At 70.0% G+C, this 14464-nt stretch carries 15 protein-coding genes and 1 pseudogene; 10 read left to right on the forward strand and 6 right to left on the reverse strand.

The genetic code is table 11. From position 1 onward, the window contains the following. Positions 1-2: 2 nt before the first annotated feature. From AB0M59_RS00160 to AB0M59_RS00170, 3 genes are read left to right on the forward strand one after another with little or no spacing between them, the layout of a single operon-like run. Positions 3-467, forward strand: coding sequence for a cupin domain-containing protein (locus AB0M59_RS00160; RefSeq protein ID WP_364605973.1), 465 nt, complete (start codon positions 3-5; stop codon positions 465-467). Further along, a complete protein-coding gene (locus AB0M59_RS00165) occupies positions 464-1528 on the forward strand; it encodes a methyltransferase (RefSeq protein WP_364605976.1) in 1065 nt (354 codons plus the stop codon). Before AB0M59_RS00160 ends, AB0M59_RS00165 begins: the two co-directional genes overlap by 4 nt. Continuing rightward, a complete protein-coding gene (locus tag AB0M59_RS00170) occupies positions 1525-2793 on the forward strand; it encodes a cytochrome P450 (RefSeq protein ID WP_364605979.1) in 1269 nt (422 codons plus the stop codon). The genes AB0M59_RS00165 and AB0M59_RS00170 overlap by 4 nt, the downstream gene beginning before the upstream one ends. Before the next feature lie 218 nt (positions 2794-3011). Here AB0M59_RS00170 and AB0M59_RS00175 read toward each other — a convergent pair whose 3' ends face one another. Continuing rightward, complete coding sequence (locus AB0M59_RS00175) at positions 3012-4460, reverse strand: DHA2 family efflux MFS transporter permease subunit (RefSeq protein ID WP_364605982.1); 1449 nt, start codon at positions 4458-4460, stop codon at positions 3012-3014. A 50-nt stretch (positions 4461-4510) separates the two neighbouring features. Here AB0M59_RS00175 and AB0M59_RS00180 point away from each other — a divergent pair, with 50 nt between their 5' ends. The 5 genes from AB0M59_RS00180 (at position 4511) to AB0M59_RS00200 (ending at position 8139) form a co-directional block, all read left to right on the forward strand. After that, positions 4511-4942, forward strand: a complete 432-nt coding sequence (locus tag AB0M59_RS00180) for a MerR family transcriptional regulator (protein ID WP_364605985.1) — start codon at positions 4511-4513, stop codon at positions 4940-4942. Between the two features lie 129 nt (positions 4943-5071). Further along, positions 5072-6328, forward strand: coding sequence for a beta-ketoacyl-[acyl-carrier-protein] synthase family protein (locus AB0M59_RS00185; RefSeq protein WP_364607092.1), 1257 nt, complete (start codon positions 5072-5074; stop codon positions 6326-6328). After that, a complete protein-coding gene (locus AB0M59_RS00190) occupies positions 6325-7530 on the forward strand; it encodes a ketosynthase chain-length factor (protein ID WP_364605988.1) in 1206 nt (401 codons plus the stop codon). The genes AB0M59_RS00185 and AB0M59_RS00190 overlap by 4 nt, the downstream gene beginning before the upstream one ends. Before the next feature lie 13 nt (positions 7531-7543). Beyond that, complete coding sequence (locus AB0M59_RS00195) at positions 7544-7789, forward strand: acyl carrier protein (RefSeq protein WP_364605991.1); 246 nt, start codon at positions 7544-7546, stop codon at positions 7787-7789. Positions 7790-7848: 59 nt separating this feature from the next. After that, entirely contained in the window at positions 7849-8139 is a 291-nt protein-coding gene (locus AB0M59_RS00200; RefSeq protein ID WP_364605993.1) for a YciI family protein, read from the forward strand. Between the two features lie 33 nt (positions 8140-8172). Here the strand turns inward: AB0M59_RS00200 and AB0M59_RS00205 are convergent. Then, positions 8173-8396: pseudogene (locus AB0M59_RS00205) on the reverse strand (IS21 family transposase); the annotation flags it as partial. A 422-nt stretch (positions 8397-8818) separates the two neighbouring features. On the opposite strand from AB0M59_RS00205, the gene AB0M59_RS00210 reads away from it, so the two are divergent. Beyond that, complete coding sequence (locus tag AB0M59_RS00210; RefSeq protein WP_364605996.1) at positions 8819-9337, forward strand: RICIN domain-containing protein; 519 nt, start codon at positions 8819-8821, stop codon at positions 9335-9337. A 279-nt stretch (positions 9338-9616) separates the two neighbouring features. Further along, the gene (locus AB0M59_RS00215) at positions 9617-10360 is read left to right on the forward strand and encodes a glycoside hydrolase family 75 protein (RefSeq protein ID WP_364605999.1); all 744 of its coding nucleotides are present in this window, start codon (positions 9617-9619) and stop codon (positions 10358-10360) included. A gap of 138 nt (positions 10361-10498) precedes the next feature. On the opposite strand, the gene AB0M59_RS00220 is transcribed toward AB0M59_RS00215, so the two are convergent. The 4 genes from AB0M59_RS00220 to AB0M59_RS00235 are packed head-to-tail and all read right to left on the reverse strand — an operon-like array spanning position 10499 to position 14301. Next, entirely contained in the window at positions 10499-11176 is a 678-nt protein-coding gene (locus AB0M59_RS00220; protein ID WP_364606002.1) for a response regulator transcription factor, read from the reverse strand. Continuing rightward, positions 11173-12489, reverse strand: coding sequence for a histidine kinase (locus AB0M59_RS00225; RefSeq protein ID WP_364606005.1), 1317 nt, complete (start codon positions 12487-12489; stop codon positions 11173-11175). The genes AB0M59_RS00220 and AB0M59_RS00225 overlap by 4 nt, the downstream gene beginning before the upstream one ends. 37 nt (positions 12490-12526) lie before the next feature. Beyond that, complete coding sequence (locus AB0M59_RS00230) at positions 12527-13366, reverse strand: ABC transporter permease (RefSeq protein ID WP_364606008.1); 840 nt, start codon at positions 13364-13366, stop codon at positions 12527-12529. Continuing rightward, on the reverse strand, positions 13363-14301 hold the full coding sequence (locus AB0M59_RS00235; protein ID WP_364606011.1) for an ATP-binding cassette domain-containing protein: 939 nt from the start codon (positions 14299-14301) through the stop codon (positions 13363-13365). Before AB0M59_RS00235 ends, AB0M59_RS00230 begins: the two co-directional genes overlap by 4 nt. Positions 14302-14464: the final 163 nt, after the last annotated feature.

A 14464-nucleotide genomic window follows, 5' to 3' on the forward strand; every position in this document is an offset into this window, starting at 1 on the left:
CCATGGAACCTCTCATCCTGAACCCTTCGCAGTACCGTCCGAACTCTCCCGGCAACATCCCGTTCAAGCTGCTCGCCGAGGACACCGGCGGCAAGCTGAGCCTGCTCGAGTGGACGCTCGACCCGTGGCAGTCCGGGCCGTTCCTGCACGCGCACGATTTCACCGAGGCGTTCTACGTCGTCGACGGCGAGCTGGAGATCCAGCTGGGAGAGCGTCGCCACATCCTCGGCCCGCGGCACCTGGCGTGGGCGCCCGGCGGCACGCCGCACGCGTTCGCCAACGCGGCCGCAAGGGAAGTCACCGTGCTCACCATCTGCAGTCCCGGCGGGCTGGAGCACTTCTTCGCCGCGCAGGGCGACGACCCGGACTCGTTCCCGGACGTGCCCGGGCTCGGCCTGCGGCTGCTCGGGCCGCGCATCCGCGCCACCGGCGCGCCCGAACTTCACCCAGTGGAAGGATCCCGATGACCGCCGAAGCCACCCTCACCCGGTTCCGCGAGTACATGGTCGGGCCGTCGAGGTTCATCACCCTGTTGTCCTGCTTCGAACTGGGGCTGGTCGACGCGCTGCGCGACGCCGGGCCGCAGACGGCAGAGCAGCTCGCCGGCGCCGCCGGTGTCACGCCGGACGCCGTGCAGCAGCTGCTGCACCTCCTGGTCAAGGACGACTTCGTCACCCTCGACGAGGCGGCCGGGACGTACGCCCTCGGCGGGCTCGCGGACGTCGCCGACGTCGACCTGCAGCGCGTGCTGTCGATCTCGCGGATGATCAAGGTCTTGATGCTGCGCCAGGGCTACTACATGACCGAGAGCGTCCGAGCCGGGATTCCCGTGGGACTCAAGGAGTTCTACGGCTTCGAAGGCAACGTGTACGACGCCGCGGGCGAACACCGGGAGCTGCGCGAGTCCTGGGGCAAGGCGATGGACACCTATACCTCGCACATCGATCCGTGGTTCTTCGAAAACGTCGAGATCCCGGCTGGTGCGCAGGTGCTCGACCTCGCCGGGAACACCGGCCTCGGCGCGATCCTGACGCACAAGCTGAAGGGCTCGGCCGGGCTGCGCGTGACGACATTCGATCTGCCGGAAAAGAGAGAGCCCGCACTGCGGAACTTCCTCGAGCACGGCGTGGAGGACCGGTGCGGGTTCATCGGCGGTGACGTTTTCAAGAGCGTTCCGTCGGGCTTCGACGTCGTTCTGATCAAGCATTTCCTCGACATGTTCGACAAGAAGGACGTCTTCGCCATCCTCAAGGGAGTCAATTCCGCGGTCGAGGCCGGTTCGCTGGTCCACATTCTCGTTCCGGTGTACCCCGAAGACGTCAGGGACTCCTACGGCGTCGACTTCTTCCCGGCGTTCTTCCTCGGCTGTGCCATGGGAAAGGGTGGCCCGCAGAAGCTCTCGACCTACTGTGCGTGGCTGAAGGAGTGCGGGTTCGAGGTCACCCAGGCGATCGCGCAGAACCCCGCCGACATGCCGCCGGATTCCTGGGCCGCGCAGGCGATCCTGAGTGCCAGGAAAGCCGGATGACGGCGACGATCGCGCAGTCTTCGCATGCTGCCGACGAGGCACTGGCGGAGCTGCTGTTTTCGCCGGAGGGCCTGGCGGATCCGTTCTCGCGCTACCACCGGATCCGCGAGGCCGCGCCGGTGCACCGCAGCACCCTGGGCAGCTGGGTGCTCACGCGCCACGACGACGTCGACGAGTTCCTGCGTGACAAGCACGTCGACAAGAACGTGTACACGTGGATGGGCGGGCGGTTCAGCGGGCAGTGGGAACAGCATCACGCGCTGCGGAAGCTCGCCGCGAACATGCTGTGGGCGAATCCTCCGGATCACACGCGGTTGCGCCGCCTCGCGAACCGGGCATTCACCCCGAAACGGGTGCGGGAGCATCGGGCGTTGATCGAGCGGCGGTTCGATTCGCTGATGCGTCCGCTGGATGAGAACGGCGGCGGAGACATCTGCAACGACGTGTTCTTCCCGCTGGCGTTCAGCGTGGTGGCCGGGCTCATCGGTGTGCCGGAGGAGGACGCGCCGCGCCTGCGGGCGTGGATCCGGGATTTCCAGCGGGTGTTCGAGGTGGGTATGACCGCTTCGGAACTGCGGGCGGCGAACGACGCCGCCCGCTCGCTGGACGACTACTTCGGGGAGCTGGTGCGCGCGCGCCAGCGTGAGCGCGGTGACGACCTGCTGTCCGCGCTGATCGACACGTCGGACAAGGGTTCGCGACTGTCCTTCGAGGAGCTCGTGCAGATATGTCACATGATCATCGCCGCGGGCAGCGAGACCACGACGTTCTTCCTGACCAACGGCGTGCATCAGTTCATCACCCACCCGGACCAGACGGACCTGGTGCGGGCCGACCCTTCGCTGCTGAGCGGCGCGATCGACGAGGTACTGCGGTACGCGCCGGCCGCGCACATGATCCCGCGGACGACGATGTCGCCGGTGGACGTCGGCGGCGTCACGATCCCGGAGAACGCGCGGGTGATGGTGATGATCGCGGCCGCCAACCGCGACCCGGCGCGGTTCCCGGACCCGGACCGCTTCGACGTCACCCGGACCGGCACCGCGCTGATGTCGTACGGCCTGGGCACGCACTTCTGCCTGGGCTGGCGGCTCGCGAACCTGCAGGCCGAAGTCGTGTTCAGCGCTCTCCTGACCCGCTACGCGGAGCTCACGCTCGTCGAGTCCCCGCGGCCGCGCACCCGGGTTGCTTTCCCGCAGGTGGAAGACCTCGGCATCCGGTTCCGCCTCATTCGGCACCGCGACGGCAGTCAGGTGAGTGCTTAGACTGACGGAAGTTGTCGAGAGTCTGGGTTCCTGGTCAAAGGAGGCCCATGGCTGAGCGAGGGCGGAGTGAGCAGGACCTGGCCAGGCGCGCGAACCGGCGCCTGGCTGTCCTGCGTCACGCCGAGGAAGTCAGTGGGAACCGGTGCCGACGAGCCGGACATGATCGGATTCACGCTACCGGAGATCCGACGCCTGCTCACCAACCCGGCGTTCAAAGCTCATCGGGTCGCGGGAGCCGGTGAGCGTCCTCGGTCGACCTCTTCGAACAGGGCGGCGGCACGCGCGGCCGATCGCAGTGCGGGCGGGCTCGTGCTCACCACGCCCAGCACGACCACCGCGATCCCGAGCCCGACGGCCAGCCACCACACGCCGTGCTCAGCGGTCGTGAACGCGATTCCGCCGTGCCCGATGGAGGAACTCACCGTCGCACCGGCGATCGCGACGCCCAGCGTGGTCCCGGTCTGCCGTCCGGCGGAAGCCACCGAAGCCGCCACGCCGGCCATCGAACGCGGCATTCCGGACACCGCCGTGTTGGTGATCGGCGCCGCGCTCGTCGCCAGCGCCACCCCGAACAGCAGGTAGATCGCCAGCACGGCCACCAGCGGCGTCGTCGGCGTCAGCCACAGCGACGCCAGTGCGCCCACAGCCAGCGTGGCCCCGGAGACCAGCAGCGGTCCCCGCGGCCCGCGCGCCCCGACGATCTTGCCGGAAATCGGCGAGACCACCGCGATCATCGCGCCGGCAGGCAGCAGGCTCAGCCCGGCGATGACCGCGGTCATCCCGCGGACCTCCTGCAGATATTGCGTGGTCAGGAACAGGAACGAGCCGAACCCGACCAGTGCCGCGATCGCGATGACCAGCGCCGACGCGAACGGCACACTCCGGAACAGCCGCAGCTCCAGCAGCGGGTCGGCGCGGCGCCGTTCGTAGACGATCAGGCCGGCCACGGCCAGCACGGCCACGGCGAGCAGGATCAGGATCGCCGGCGACGTCCAGCCCAGGCGCCCGGACTCGATGATCGCGTAGACCACCGTGCCCAGCATCAGGATCACCAGAACCTGGCCCACCGGGTCGAATCGGCGGGCGCGCTCGGCGCGGGACTCGGGGACGAACAGCGCGGTGCACACGATCGCGATCGCCACGATCGGCACGTTGATCCAGAACACCGACTGCCAGCCGTAGGCGTCGACCAGCGCGCCGCCCAGGATCGGGCCCAGCGCCAGCGCCAGGCCGGACGTCGCGCCGAACACGCCGATCGCCTTGGCCCGCTGAGCGGGAACGGGGAATGTGGTGGCGATGATGGCCATCGCGACCGGGTTGAGCATCGTGCCGCCGACCGCCTGCAACGCCCGTGCCGCGACCAGCCAGCTGACGCCGGGGGCGAGCCCGCACAGCAGCGAGCCGAGGCCGAAGGTGGCGAGGCCGATCAGGAATACGCGTTTGCGGCCGTACCGGTCCGCGGTGGATCCGGCAAGGACCAGGAAACCGGCCAGTACGAGGGTGTAGGCGTCAACTGTCCATTGCAGGCTCGACTCGGTGGCGTGCAGATCGCTGCGGATCGACGGCAACGCGACGGTGACGATCGAGATGTCCATCGTCGCGACGATCATGCTGGCGCAGCAGATCACGAGCACCAGCAGGCGCCGGCGTCGGCTGAGTTCGGGCATGGATTCTCCTCGGTGGGCTTCTCGTACCTCGCTACGCTAGGATTTAGAGCGTGCTCGAAGTCAAGTCGCCACCCGTACCGGAGGCGGGCCTGACCATCGCCGAGGCCGCCCGCCGTACCGGAGTCAGTGCGCACACGCTGCGCTACTACGAACGTGCCGGTCTCGTCGTCGCCGACGTCGACCGCACCAGCGGCGGAAGACGCCGCTATCACGAGCGTGATCTGCACTGGATTCTCGTCTGCACCAAACTGCGCGCCACCGGCATGCCGATCAGGACGATCCGCCGCTACGCCGAGCTGGTCGCCGAGGGCCACGGCAACGAGAAGGAACGCCTCGCGCTGCTCGAGTCGCACCGCACCGGCGTGCTGGAGCAGATCGCGGTGCTGCAGGACAATCTCGAGCTCATCGACCACAAGATCGACGTCTACCGCGGCCGCCTGGAGGCGGGCGACGCCGACAGCTTGTGGACGCCCGCGCGCTGAAAGCGCGACTCTTTCGGTAGAGCCCAGGTTGAGCGGGGGTCGAGAGGGAAAGCTTAGCTTTTCCCCTTGATCGGGGGTGCTTTCCCGCACCTGGCTTCCGTAGAGAAGGGCGCACCTATGCACGGCAGGATGAACCGCCGGGTCGCCATTACCGGAATGGGCGTCCGGGCACCCGGATCGCTGGGCAAGGACGCCTTCTGGGAATTGCTTTCCAGCGGACGTACGGCAACCCGGCGCATCACTTTCTTCGATCCATCGCCGTACCGTTCCCAGGTCGCCGCGGAGGTGGATTTCGATTCGACGGCCGAAGGACTGAGTCCTCGCGAGATCCGGCGGATGGACCGCGCGACGCAGTTCGCGGTGGTCTGTGCCCGCGAAGCGCTGTCCGACAGCGGACTGGCCGGCATCGTTTCCCCGCACCGCACAGGCATCAGCCTGGGCTCGGCGGTCGCGGCGGCGACCAGCCTCGAACGCGAGTACCTCGTGCTGTCGGATTCGGGCCAGCGCTGGACGATGTCGCCGGATCAGCTCACGCCGCAGATGTTCGACTACATGGTTCCCAGTGTCATGGCCGCCGAGGTCGCCTGGGCCGTTGGTGCCGAGGGCCCGGTCGCGATGGTGTCCGACGGATGTACCTCCGGGCTGGACTCGGTCGGCCACGGTGTCGCGCTGATCCGCGAGGGCAGCGCGGACGTCGTGGTCGCGGGCGCCGCGGACACCCCGATCACGCCGATCGTGGTCGCCAGCTTCGATGCGATCAAGGCGACGACCACCTACAACGACGTGCCGGATCAGGCGTCCCGGCCGTTCGACAGCACCCGCAACGGCTTCGTGCTGGCCGAGGGCGCGGCGATGTTCGTGCTGGAGGAGCTGACCGCGGCCCGCCGCCGCGGCGCGCACATCTACGCCGAGGTCGGCGGGTTCGCCACGCGGTGCAACGCCTACCACATGACCGGGCTCAAGACCGACGGCCGCGAGATGGCCGAGGCCATCCGCGTCGCGCTGGACCAAGCGCGAGTGAACGGCGACGCCGTGGACTACATCAACGCGCACGGGTCGGGCACCAAGCAGAACGACCGGCACGAGACCGCCGCGTTCAAGCGCAGCCTGGGCGAGCACGCGTACCGCACGCCGGTCAGTTCGATCAAGTCGATGGTCGGGCACTCGCTGGGCGCCATCGGCTCAGTGGAAATCGCGGCTTCCTTGCTGGCCATGGAAAAGCTGGCCGTCCCGCCGACCGCGAACCTGCGTTCCGCGGACCCCGAATGTGACCTCGACTACGTCCCGGTCCAAGCGCGCGAGCACCACGTGGACACCGTGCTGACCGTCGGCAGCGGGTTCGGCGGGTTCCAGAGCGCGATGGTCCTGACCAGGGCGGCGGCATGAGCGTCATCACCGGGCTGGGGGTGGTCGCGCCGAACGGGCTCGGCCTCAAGGAATTCTGGGCGGCGGCGCTGTCCGGCCGCAGCGGGATCGCCGAGCTGGACCGGTTCGACACGTCGGGCTACCCGGCGCGGCTGGCTGGTCTGGTCCGTGAGCTCGACAGCGCGGAGTACCTGCCCGGCAGGCTGCTCCCGCAGACGGACGTCTCGACCAGGCTCGCGCTCGTCGCCGCCCAGTGGGCGCTGGAGGACGCCGAGGTCGACACCGCCGAGCTGGCCGACTACGACATGGGCGTCGTCACGGCCAACGCCTCCGGCGGCTTCGAATTCACCCACCGGGAGTTCAACAAACTGTGGGCGCACGGCCCCGAGCACGTCAGCGTGTACGAGTCGTTCGCGTGGTTCTACGCGGTGAACACCGGACAGATCTCCATCCGGCACGGGATGCGCGGCCCGAGCAGTGCGCTTGTCGCGGAGCAGGCAGGCGGCCTGGACGCGCTGGGCCACGCCGTCCGCACGATCCGCGGCGGCGTGCCGTTGGTCGTCGGCGGTGGGGTCGATTCCGCCTTCGATCCGTGGGGCTGGCTCTCCCACCTCGCGAGCGGCCGGGTCAGCGTCGACCCGGATCCCGCCACCGCGTACCGCCCCTTCGACGCACGCGCGGCCGGGTACATCCCGGGTGAAGGCGGCGCGATGTGCGTTGTGGAGAGCGCGGAATCGGTGCGGGCACGCGGCGTGCAAGGGTACGGCGAGATCGCGGGCTACGCGGCGACGTTCGACCCGCACCCGGACACCGGCGCGCCACCCGGGTTGCGGCGCGCCGCCGGGCTCGCCCTGGCCGACGCCGGGATCGAGCCCGGCGACGTCGACGTCGTGTTCGCCGACGCGGCAGGTGTCCCGGAGCTCGACGATGCCGAAGCGCTGGCGCTGCGGGAGTTGTTCGGTGTCCGTGGGGTACCGGTCACCGCGCCCAAGGCGTTGACCGGCAGGCTCCTGTCCGGCGCCGCCGTGCTCGACGTCGTCGCCGCGCTGATGAGCATCCAGGAGAGCGTGATCCCGCCGACCTTCGGCACCGCCACCGTGCCCGGCGACTACGGCATCGACCTCGTGACCGGCGAGCCGCGGCCGGTGCCGGTGCGCACCGCCCTCGTCCTCGCCCGCGGCCGCTGGGGCTTCAACGCGGCCACTGTCATCCAGGCACTCTGAGACAGGAGCTGACATGACCGACACCCTGAGCATCGAGGACCTGCGCGGCATCCTCGTCGGCTGCGCCGGCGGCGACGCGCTACCAGACGACATCGCGGACGTCTCGTTCGAGGAGCTGGGCTACGACTCGCTCGCGCTCATCGAGACGGCGGCGGCGCTCAAGCGGGACCGCGGCCTGGTCGTCCCCGACGACCTGATCACCGAGGCACGCACACCCGGCGAGTTGCTCCGCCTGATCAACGACCGGATCGCGGTCTAGTCCGGCGGATCCCGGAAAACGATCTTATGGTGGGGTAGCCGACTCGAAGGAGGTCGCGAGTGCCCTGGTACCTCGTGCGAACCCACTACGACCACGACAAGGTCGAACCGACGCGCTCGGAACACCTGGCGTACATGGACGATCTGGTCCGTCGCGGCAAGCTCGCCGTGGCGGGCCCGATGGTCGACGGCAGCGGTGGCGTCATCATCATGCGCGCCGAGAACGACACGGAGTTGTGGGACGTGCTGAACGCCGACCCCTACCACCTCGCGGATCCGACGTCGGAACGGTCGGTGGGGGAGTACAAGCCGAATCTCGGTTTCTGGCTCACCCCGGACGCATCGGACTAGCAGAACTGCGGCATGGCCGAGCACCGCAACGAGGAGCTTGTCCAGGGTGACCGCTTCGGCCATCTTCGGGCGGATCCGCCGGACGCCGGCGGCCGCGGCCAACCACGCAGCCGCGCCGCTGCCCAGCGCCAGGAACGCCGCCTCCTCCGCGGAGGTGGCCCGCGGGACGCGGTCGCCGTGGTGATCGGGCCGCGCGGGTAGTGCTCATCCTGGATCCACGGGTTCCCCGGTGTCGAACGCGCGTGCCGGGCTACCTCGGCGGAGCCGTTCTCGTCGACCTGTTCGCAGAACTCCCGGCAGGCGGCCTCCAGGTCGCCGAAGCTGTGGTAGGCCTCGAGCAGGTTCGTGGCTCGACGGACAACGGGGCTCCACCCGTACCTGCAGGAACGGATGCCCAGAGCCTGCCGTGTCCGCCGCTGTCGATGGATTGTCGGTGGATTGTCGGCGGACCTTGCCATGGTCAGTGACGCCCCAACGTGACCCGCGGCGGGTCGGGGCTCTTGTCGGTACGGACACCGCGACGGCAGGTTGGAAGTCTGCGCCAGGTCCGGTCACCCGACGGGAGCTTCTCCGCTGCGGGCGCCGCGCCGATGCCACTCGAGCAACCGGTATGGGGAGCAGCGCCAGTGTGGAGGGCGGCCGCGAACGGTTCGGCGCCCGAGCCTACGGGAGGTACCAGATGAGAAAACGGATCGTCACGGCAGCGCTCGCCTTGGCTTCGGCCACGGTCATGTCGCTCGGCGCCGCCGCGCCGGCGTTCGCCGACGACCACTTCGACGTCACCGTCCGGAACACGGCCAGCGGGAAATGCCTGGCACCGCAGGGCGAGTCGTCGGCCGACGGCGTACCCATCGTGCAGGTCACCTGCAACGGCAGCGCGTTCCAGCGGTGGGACTTCGTCGACCACGACAACCACATCTTCCAGATCCGCAACGCGGTCACGCTGAAGTGCATGGACGCGGCGGGTCTCAACACCAACCAGGTGCCGGTCATCCAGTGGCCCTGCGCCGGCATCAGCAACCAGCGGTTCCAGGCGAGCCGGGACCTGCCGGACTTCGTGTCCCTGAGGTCGCGCGTCGCGGGCACGAACACCCACTGCCTCGACGTGCCGGGCGGGCTGGCCACCGAGGGCGCCGCGATGCAGATCTGGGTCTGCAACGGGACCCCCGCGCAGGCTTTCGGTGTGTTCCCCGTCTGACAACAGGCCGACCCGGCTGCGGTGACCCGTGCGGTTGCCGCGGCCGGCGTCATGCCACTGCGGTTGCCGAGGTCATCCGCGTTCACCCTGGTGGGTTGGCCGCGCACGATCGCGGCTTCGTGGCCTCGGACATCTTGCTCCGGAGACCGGGACATTTGCCTAAAATCTTCGTAAAAGTGGTTTCGTGATGTGGGTCACCGGTGGTCCTATCAGTTAGGAAAGGTTCCTAACGATCGACGGAAGGCACCCCTGGCCATGTCATCCCCCACGCGCTTGGCCGTGGCAGCCGCTGCGGCTCTCACGCTCGTCACGCCGTTCGCCATCAAGTCCGCCGACGCCGCCACGATGAGCACTCCCGCCCAAGCCGACGCAACGTACACGGCCGCCCAGGTGCTGGCCGGCGTCAAGAAGAACAGCACGACCGCGAACAAGGTCAACTCCAAACCCCACATCAACACCATGACGCGGTCCCAGAACGTGAACGTCTTCCAGGTGGCGACGGGCGTCTACGCCTACAGCTCCGGCTTGGCCGTCGACGACGACGGCAGCGACCCCGATTCCGATCCCGACCACCAGGACGAGACGACGTTCCAGGACAGCAACGGCAAGCAGCTGGCCGCGCACCACGTGCCGTTCTACGTGCTGGGCGACGACTGCTACGACCGCAAATCCCCCTGCCCGCACTTCTTCTACAAGGAACACGGCATCAAGGGCCGGCAGTTCGCGCTGATGTTCTACAAGAGCAAGGTCATCGGCGCGATCTTCGGCGACACGCAGACCGGGAACAACCAGACCACCTCGGACAACGACTCCCGCGAACTGGGTGAAGCGTCCGTGAAGTCGGCCTCGCTGCTCGGCATTCCCAGCAGCGGCACCACCGGTGGTGTCGACAACGGCGTGACCGTGGTGATCTTCTCCGGGTCGTCCTGGGTTGTGAACGGCACCAACTCCAACCTGAACACCAATGCCCAGGCCCTGGTCGACAAGGCGCTGAACAGCCTCGGCGCAAGCATGGGTCTCTAGTCCCCGGCGCCCGGATTCGGCTGACCGGCACACCGGCATCGGGCGCGACCGTCCACTGGGGACGCAGCGCGAGGACCTGGCTGCGCGGCGCTTCGACCGCGTCGGGCCGAGGGTGGAGATCGGGGCCGAGGACGACGGTCAGCCGGACGAGTGGGGACGGGTCAGGCCGAGGTCGTAGGCGAGGATCACCGCCTGGATGCGGTCGCGGGCGCCGACCTTGGACAGCACCCGGCCCACGTGGGTCTTCACCGTCGACTCCGACAGGACGAGGCGCTCGGCGATCTCGCCGTTGGTCCACCCGCGGCCGATCGCGACCAGGATCTCTTGTTCGCGCTCCGTCAGGGATCGCCAGCGGGCGTCCGTCTGTTCCTGCGTGCCTCCCGCGCCGGCGGGCAGGCGGTGGGCGTACGTGTCGAGCAGGCGCCGGGTCAGCGCGGGAGCGATCACGGCGTCGCCGCCGGCGACGGCGCGGATCCCGGCCAGCAGTTCCTCCGGGTGCGCGTCCTTGAGCAGGAAGCCGCTGGCCCCCGCGCGAAGAACGGCGTAGGCGTACTCGTCCAGGTCGAACGTGGTGAGGGCGAGGACGCGGGAGCGGCCACCGGTGGCGACGATCCGGCGGGTGGCCTCGATGCCGTCCATCCCGGGCATCCGGACGTCCATGAGCACGACGTCCGGCCGCAGGGCCGCCGTCTGCCGCACGGCTTCAGCGCCGTGGGCAGCCTCCCCGGCGACCTCGGTGTCGGGGGTGGCCTCCAGCAGCATCCGGAAGCCGAACCGCTGCAGCGGCTGGTCGTCGACGATGAGGACGGTGGTCACGCCGCACCGCCCGCGACGCCGGGGAGCGGGGTGATGTCCAGGACGGCCTGGACGGCCCAGCCGCCGCTCGGCGCGGGTCCCGCGGCGACGGTGCCGCCGTAGAGAGCGGCGCGCTCGCGCATGCCGGCCAGGCCGTGTCCCTCCTCGGCAGGTGGCTCGAGCCGGCCGGTGCCGTCGGGCCGGCCGGTGTCCTGGACGCGGACCCGCAGCTCCGCGTCCGCGGCGGCGACCAGGACGTCGATCCGGGTGCGCGGACCGGCGTGCTTGAGCGTGTTGGTCAGCGCCTCCTGGACGATGCGATAGGCCATCAGCTGCACTCCGCGGTCGAGGGTGTCGAGATCACCGGCGGAGCGGTACACGACATCGGGTCCGGCGGCGCGGAACCGGGTGCAGAGCTGCTCGAGGTCGGCGATCCCCGGCTGGGGGTTGAGGTCGGGGGCGTCCGCGCGTTCACGCAGCACGCCCACCATGCGCCGCAGTTCGCCGAGGGCCTGGCGGCCGGCGTCGCCGACCAGCTGGAGGGCCTGCTTGCTCCGTTCCGGGCTGCCGTCCGCGGCGTACGCGCCGCCGTCGGCGAGGGTGATGATGACCGAGAGGTTGTGGCCGATGATGTCGTGCATTTCGCGGGCGACGCGGGCGCGCTCGGTGGCGGCGGCCAGTTTGCTGCGCTGATCGCGTTCGACCTCCAGCCGGGCCGCCCGATCGCGGAGGCCGGCGAGCTGGGCCCGGCGGATCCGGACCGTCAGCCCGAGCGCGACCGCTGCGGTCACGGCGCTGAGCAGGAAGAACAGTGCCTCCCACAGGGACACCGCGCCGGTCGCCCGGGAAACCCTCGCTGCCACCGGGAGCGACAGCGTGACCACGGCCGCGCACGCCCACGGCAGGCGCCGGAGCCGCCCGTGCAGCGCCACGCTGTACAGCGCGACGAGCAGGGCGATGTCGGCGCGGAGGAAGACCCCGAGCGACCACTGCACCACGAACACCGCTGCCACCAGGGCCAGCGCTGCCGAGGGAGCCCGCCGCCGCAGCAGCAGCGGCAGCAGGAGCCCGGCCTGCAGCGCCACGGTGGCGACCGCCGGCAGGTGGGTGAACGTCTGCAGCAGCCGATCCGGACCGGGATCGTCCTCGTGGGGGACCAGGTCGGGCAGGCAGAACATCAGGAACATCACGGCGATGACGGCGACATCCAGCACCCAGGGCCGGCGCCGGTCCGCCTGCCGGAGCCGCTGGCCGGCCCGCGTCAGCCGGCCGACGACGGAGTGGGCGGGCCACACTCCGTCGCCGGCCGGGTCGCTGCCGCTCACGGGGTTCACGTGTCCATCGTGGACGACGATCGCCGGTACCGGGGCCTCAGGCGTCGGACCGGACCAGGCGGGCGGCCGCGCCAGCCAGCGCCAGCGCCGTCCAGCCCAGGAACACGAGCAGGCCGGCCGTGGGGGAGAGGCTGGTGCTGTCATGGGTCAGGGCGAACATCGACTGGCCCGCGTTGCTGGGCAGGTAGGGCCCGATGTCGGCCTGCCAGGTCTTCGGGAGCAGCGAGATGAGGCCCGGGATCAGCATGAGCGCGGCGACGAGCACCGAGATGCCGCCGGCGACCGAACGCAGGAGCGCACCCAGCGCCACGCCGAGCACGCCGATGAGCCCGAGGTAGAGCCCGGCGCCCAGGAGGCTGCGCACGACGTCCGGGTGCGACAGCGTCATCGCCGCCGGCGTGCCGGAGAAGATCGCGCTCCCGAAGAGGAAAGCGGCGAACACACCGACCACGCCCACCACGAGCGCGACGAGACCGAACACCGCCGACTTGGACCACAGCACCGGCAGCCGGCGCGGGACCGCCGCGAGCGTCGAGCGGACCATCCCGGTCGAGTACTCGCCGGCGGCGACCAGCACGCCGAGAACCCCGAGCGCCAGCTGGGTGAAGTTGGTCCCGAACAGGGACAGGCCGACCGCGGTGGCGCCCGCGAAGTCCGGGTCGAGCGGCTGCCCGGAAGTGATGTTCGACCGGTAGCGGGCGGCGGAGATCAGGCCGAACGCGAGGAGGAACACCAGGCCGAGCCCGAGGGTGATCCAGGTCGAGCGCAGCGACCACAGCTTCGTCCACTCCGAGCGCAGGACGTGCCGTGTGGTCACCCGGTAGACCGGCCGGGTGGGCACCGCTGTCGCGGCCGGGCTCGTCGTCATGGTGCTCATGCCGCCCTCCCGAGCGCGTCGATGCCGGTGGTGACGCCGTGGTATTCGACGGCGTCGCGGGTCAGGTCCATGAACGCCTCTTCGAGGGAGACCGAGCGCGCGGTCAGTTCGGACAGCGCGATGCCGTGCTCGGCCGCCTTGAGCCCGATCGCCCGGGCGGACAGGCCGGTCACCTGCAGTTCCTCCGAGCCGGCGTGGCCGGCGATCTCCACGCCCGGCCCGGCCAGGAGCTCGCGCAGCCGCGCCGCGTCGGAGGTGGCCACCTGGACGGTGTCGCCGCCCGCCTGGCGGACGAGGTCGTCGACCGTGGTGTCGGCGAGCAGGCGGCCGCGGCCGACGACGATCAGGTGTTCGGCGACCAGCGCCATCTCACTCATCAGGTGCGACGACACGAAGACGGTGCGCCCGTCGGCGGCGAGCTCGGTGAGCAGGTTCCGGATCCACAGGACGCCTTCGGGGTCGAGCCCGTTGACCGGTTCGTCGAGCATGACCGTCGCCGGGTCGCCGAGCAGGGCCGCGGCGATCCCCAGGCGCTGGCCCATGCCGAGCGAGAAGCCCCCCACGCGTTTCTTCGCCACCGACTGCAGCCCGGTCAGCTCGATGACCTCGTCGACCCGCCGTCGCGGGATGCCGTGCGTCTGGGCCTGGGCAAGCAGGTGGTGGTACGCCGACCGTCCCGGGTGGACGGACTTCGCCTCGAGCAGGACACCGACCTCCTGCAGCGGGGCGGTGTGCCGGGCGTAGTGGCGGCCGTTGACCCGGACCGAGCCGCCGGTGGGGGCGTCCAGTCCGACGATCAGCCGCATGGTGGTGGACTTGCCCGCGCCGTTCGGTCCCAGGAAGCCGGTGACGGCGCCCGGCCGGACGGTGAAGTCGAGCCGGTCGACGGCGGTCTTCTCCCCGTAGCGCTTGGTCAGCTGGTGTGCCTCGATCATCGTGGTCGTCCCCTGAGTACGCGAGCCGGGTGCCCCTGCTCGTCCTGTCCGCAACGGTAGGGAGGGAAACCGGGGCGGCCGTGGTACCGCGGGTGGCAATCCCGCGAACTCCGTAGTACCGCGGTACCACGCGGGAAACGGCGTCGCCGGAGAGCGGGATGTG

Origin of the sequence: Amycolatopsis sp. NPDC051371 (assembly GCF_040682155.1) — a bacterium.
Lineage (GTDB): Bacteria > Actinomycetota > Actinomycetes > Mycobacteriales > Pseudonocardiaceae > Amycolatopsis.

Bases quoted from the DNA above. Each gene is read 5' to 3' on its own strand.
- AB0M59_RS00160 (WP_364605973.1), top strand. From the start codon at position 3: ATGGAACCTCTCATCCTGAACCCTTCGCAGTACCGTCCGAACTCTCCC.
- AB0M59_RS00165 (WP_364605976.1), top strand. From the start codon at position 464: ATGACCGCCGAAGCCACCCTCACCCGGTTCCGCGAGTACATGGTCGGG.
- AB0M59_RS00170 (WP_364605979.1), top strand. From the start codon at position 1,525: ATGACGGCGACGATCGCGCAGTCTTCGCATGCTGCCGACGAGGCACTG.
- AB0M59_RS00175 (WP_364605982.1), bottom strand. From the start codon at position 4,460: ATGCCCGAACTCAGCCGACGCCGGCGCCTGCTGGTGCTCGTGATCTGC.
- AB0M59_RS00185 (WP_364607092.1), top strand. From the start codon at position 5,072: ATGAACCGCCGGGTCGCCATTACCGGAATGGGCGTCCGGGCACCCGGA.
- AB0M59_RS00190 (WP_364605988.1), top strand. From the start codon at position 6,325: ATGAGCGTCATCACCGGGCTGGGGGTGGTCGCGCCGAACGGGCTCGGC.
- AB0M59_RS00195 (WP_364605991.1), top strand. From the start codon at position 7,544: ATGACCGACACCCTGAGCATCGAGGACCTGCGCGGCATCCTCGTCGGC.
- AB0M59_RS00210 (WP_364605996.1), top strand. From the start codon at position 8,819: ATGAGAAAACGGATCGTCACGGCAGCGCTCGCCTTGGCTTCGGCCACG.
- AB0M59_RS00230 (WP_364606008.1), bottom strand. From the start codon at position 13,366: ATGAGCACCATGACGACGAGCCCGGCCGCGACAGCGGTGCCCACCCGG.
- AB0M59_RS00235 (WP_364606011.1), bottom strand. From the start codon at position 14,301: ATGATCGAGGCACACCAGCTGACCAAGCGCTACGGGGAGAAGACCGCC.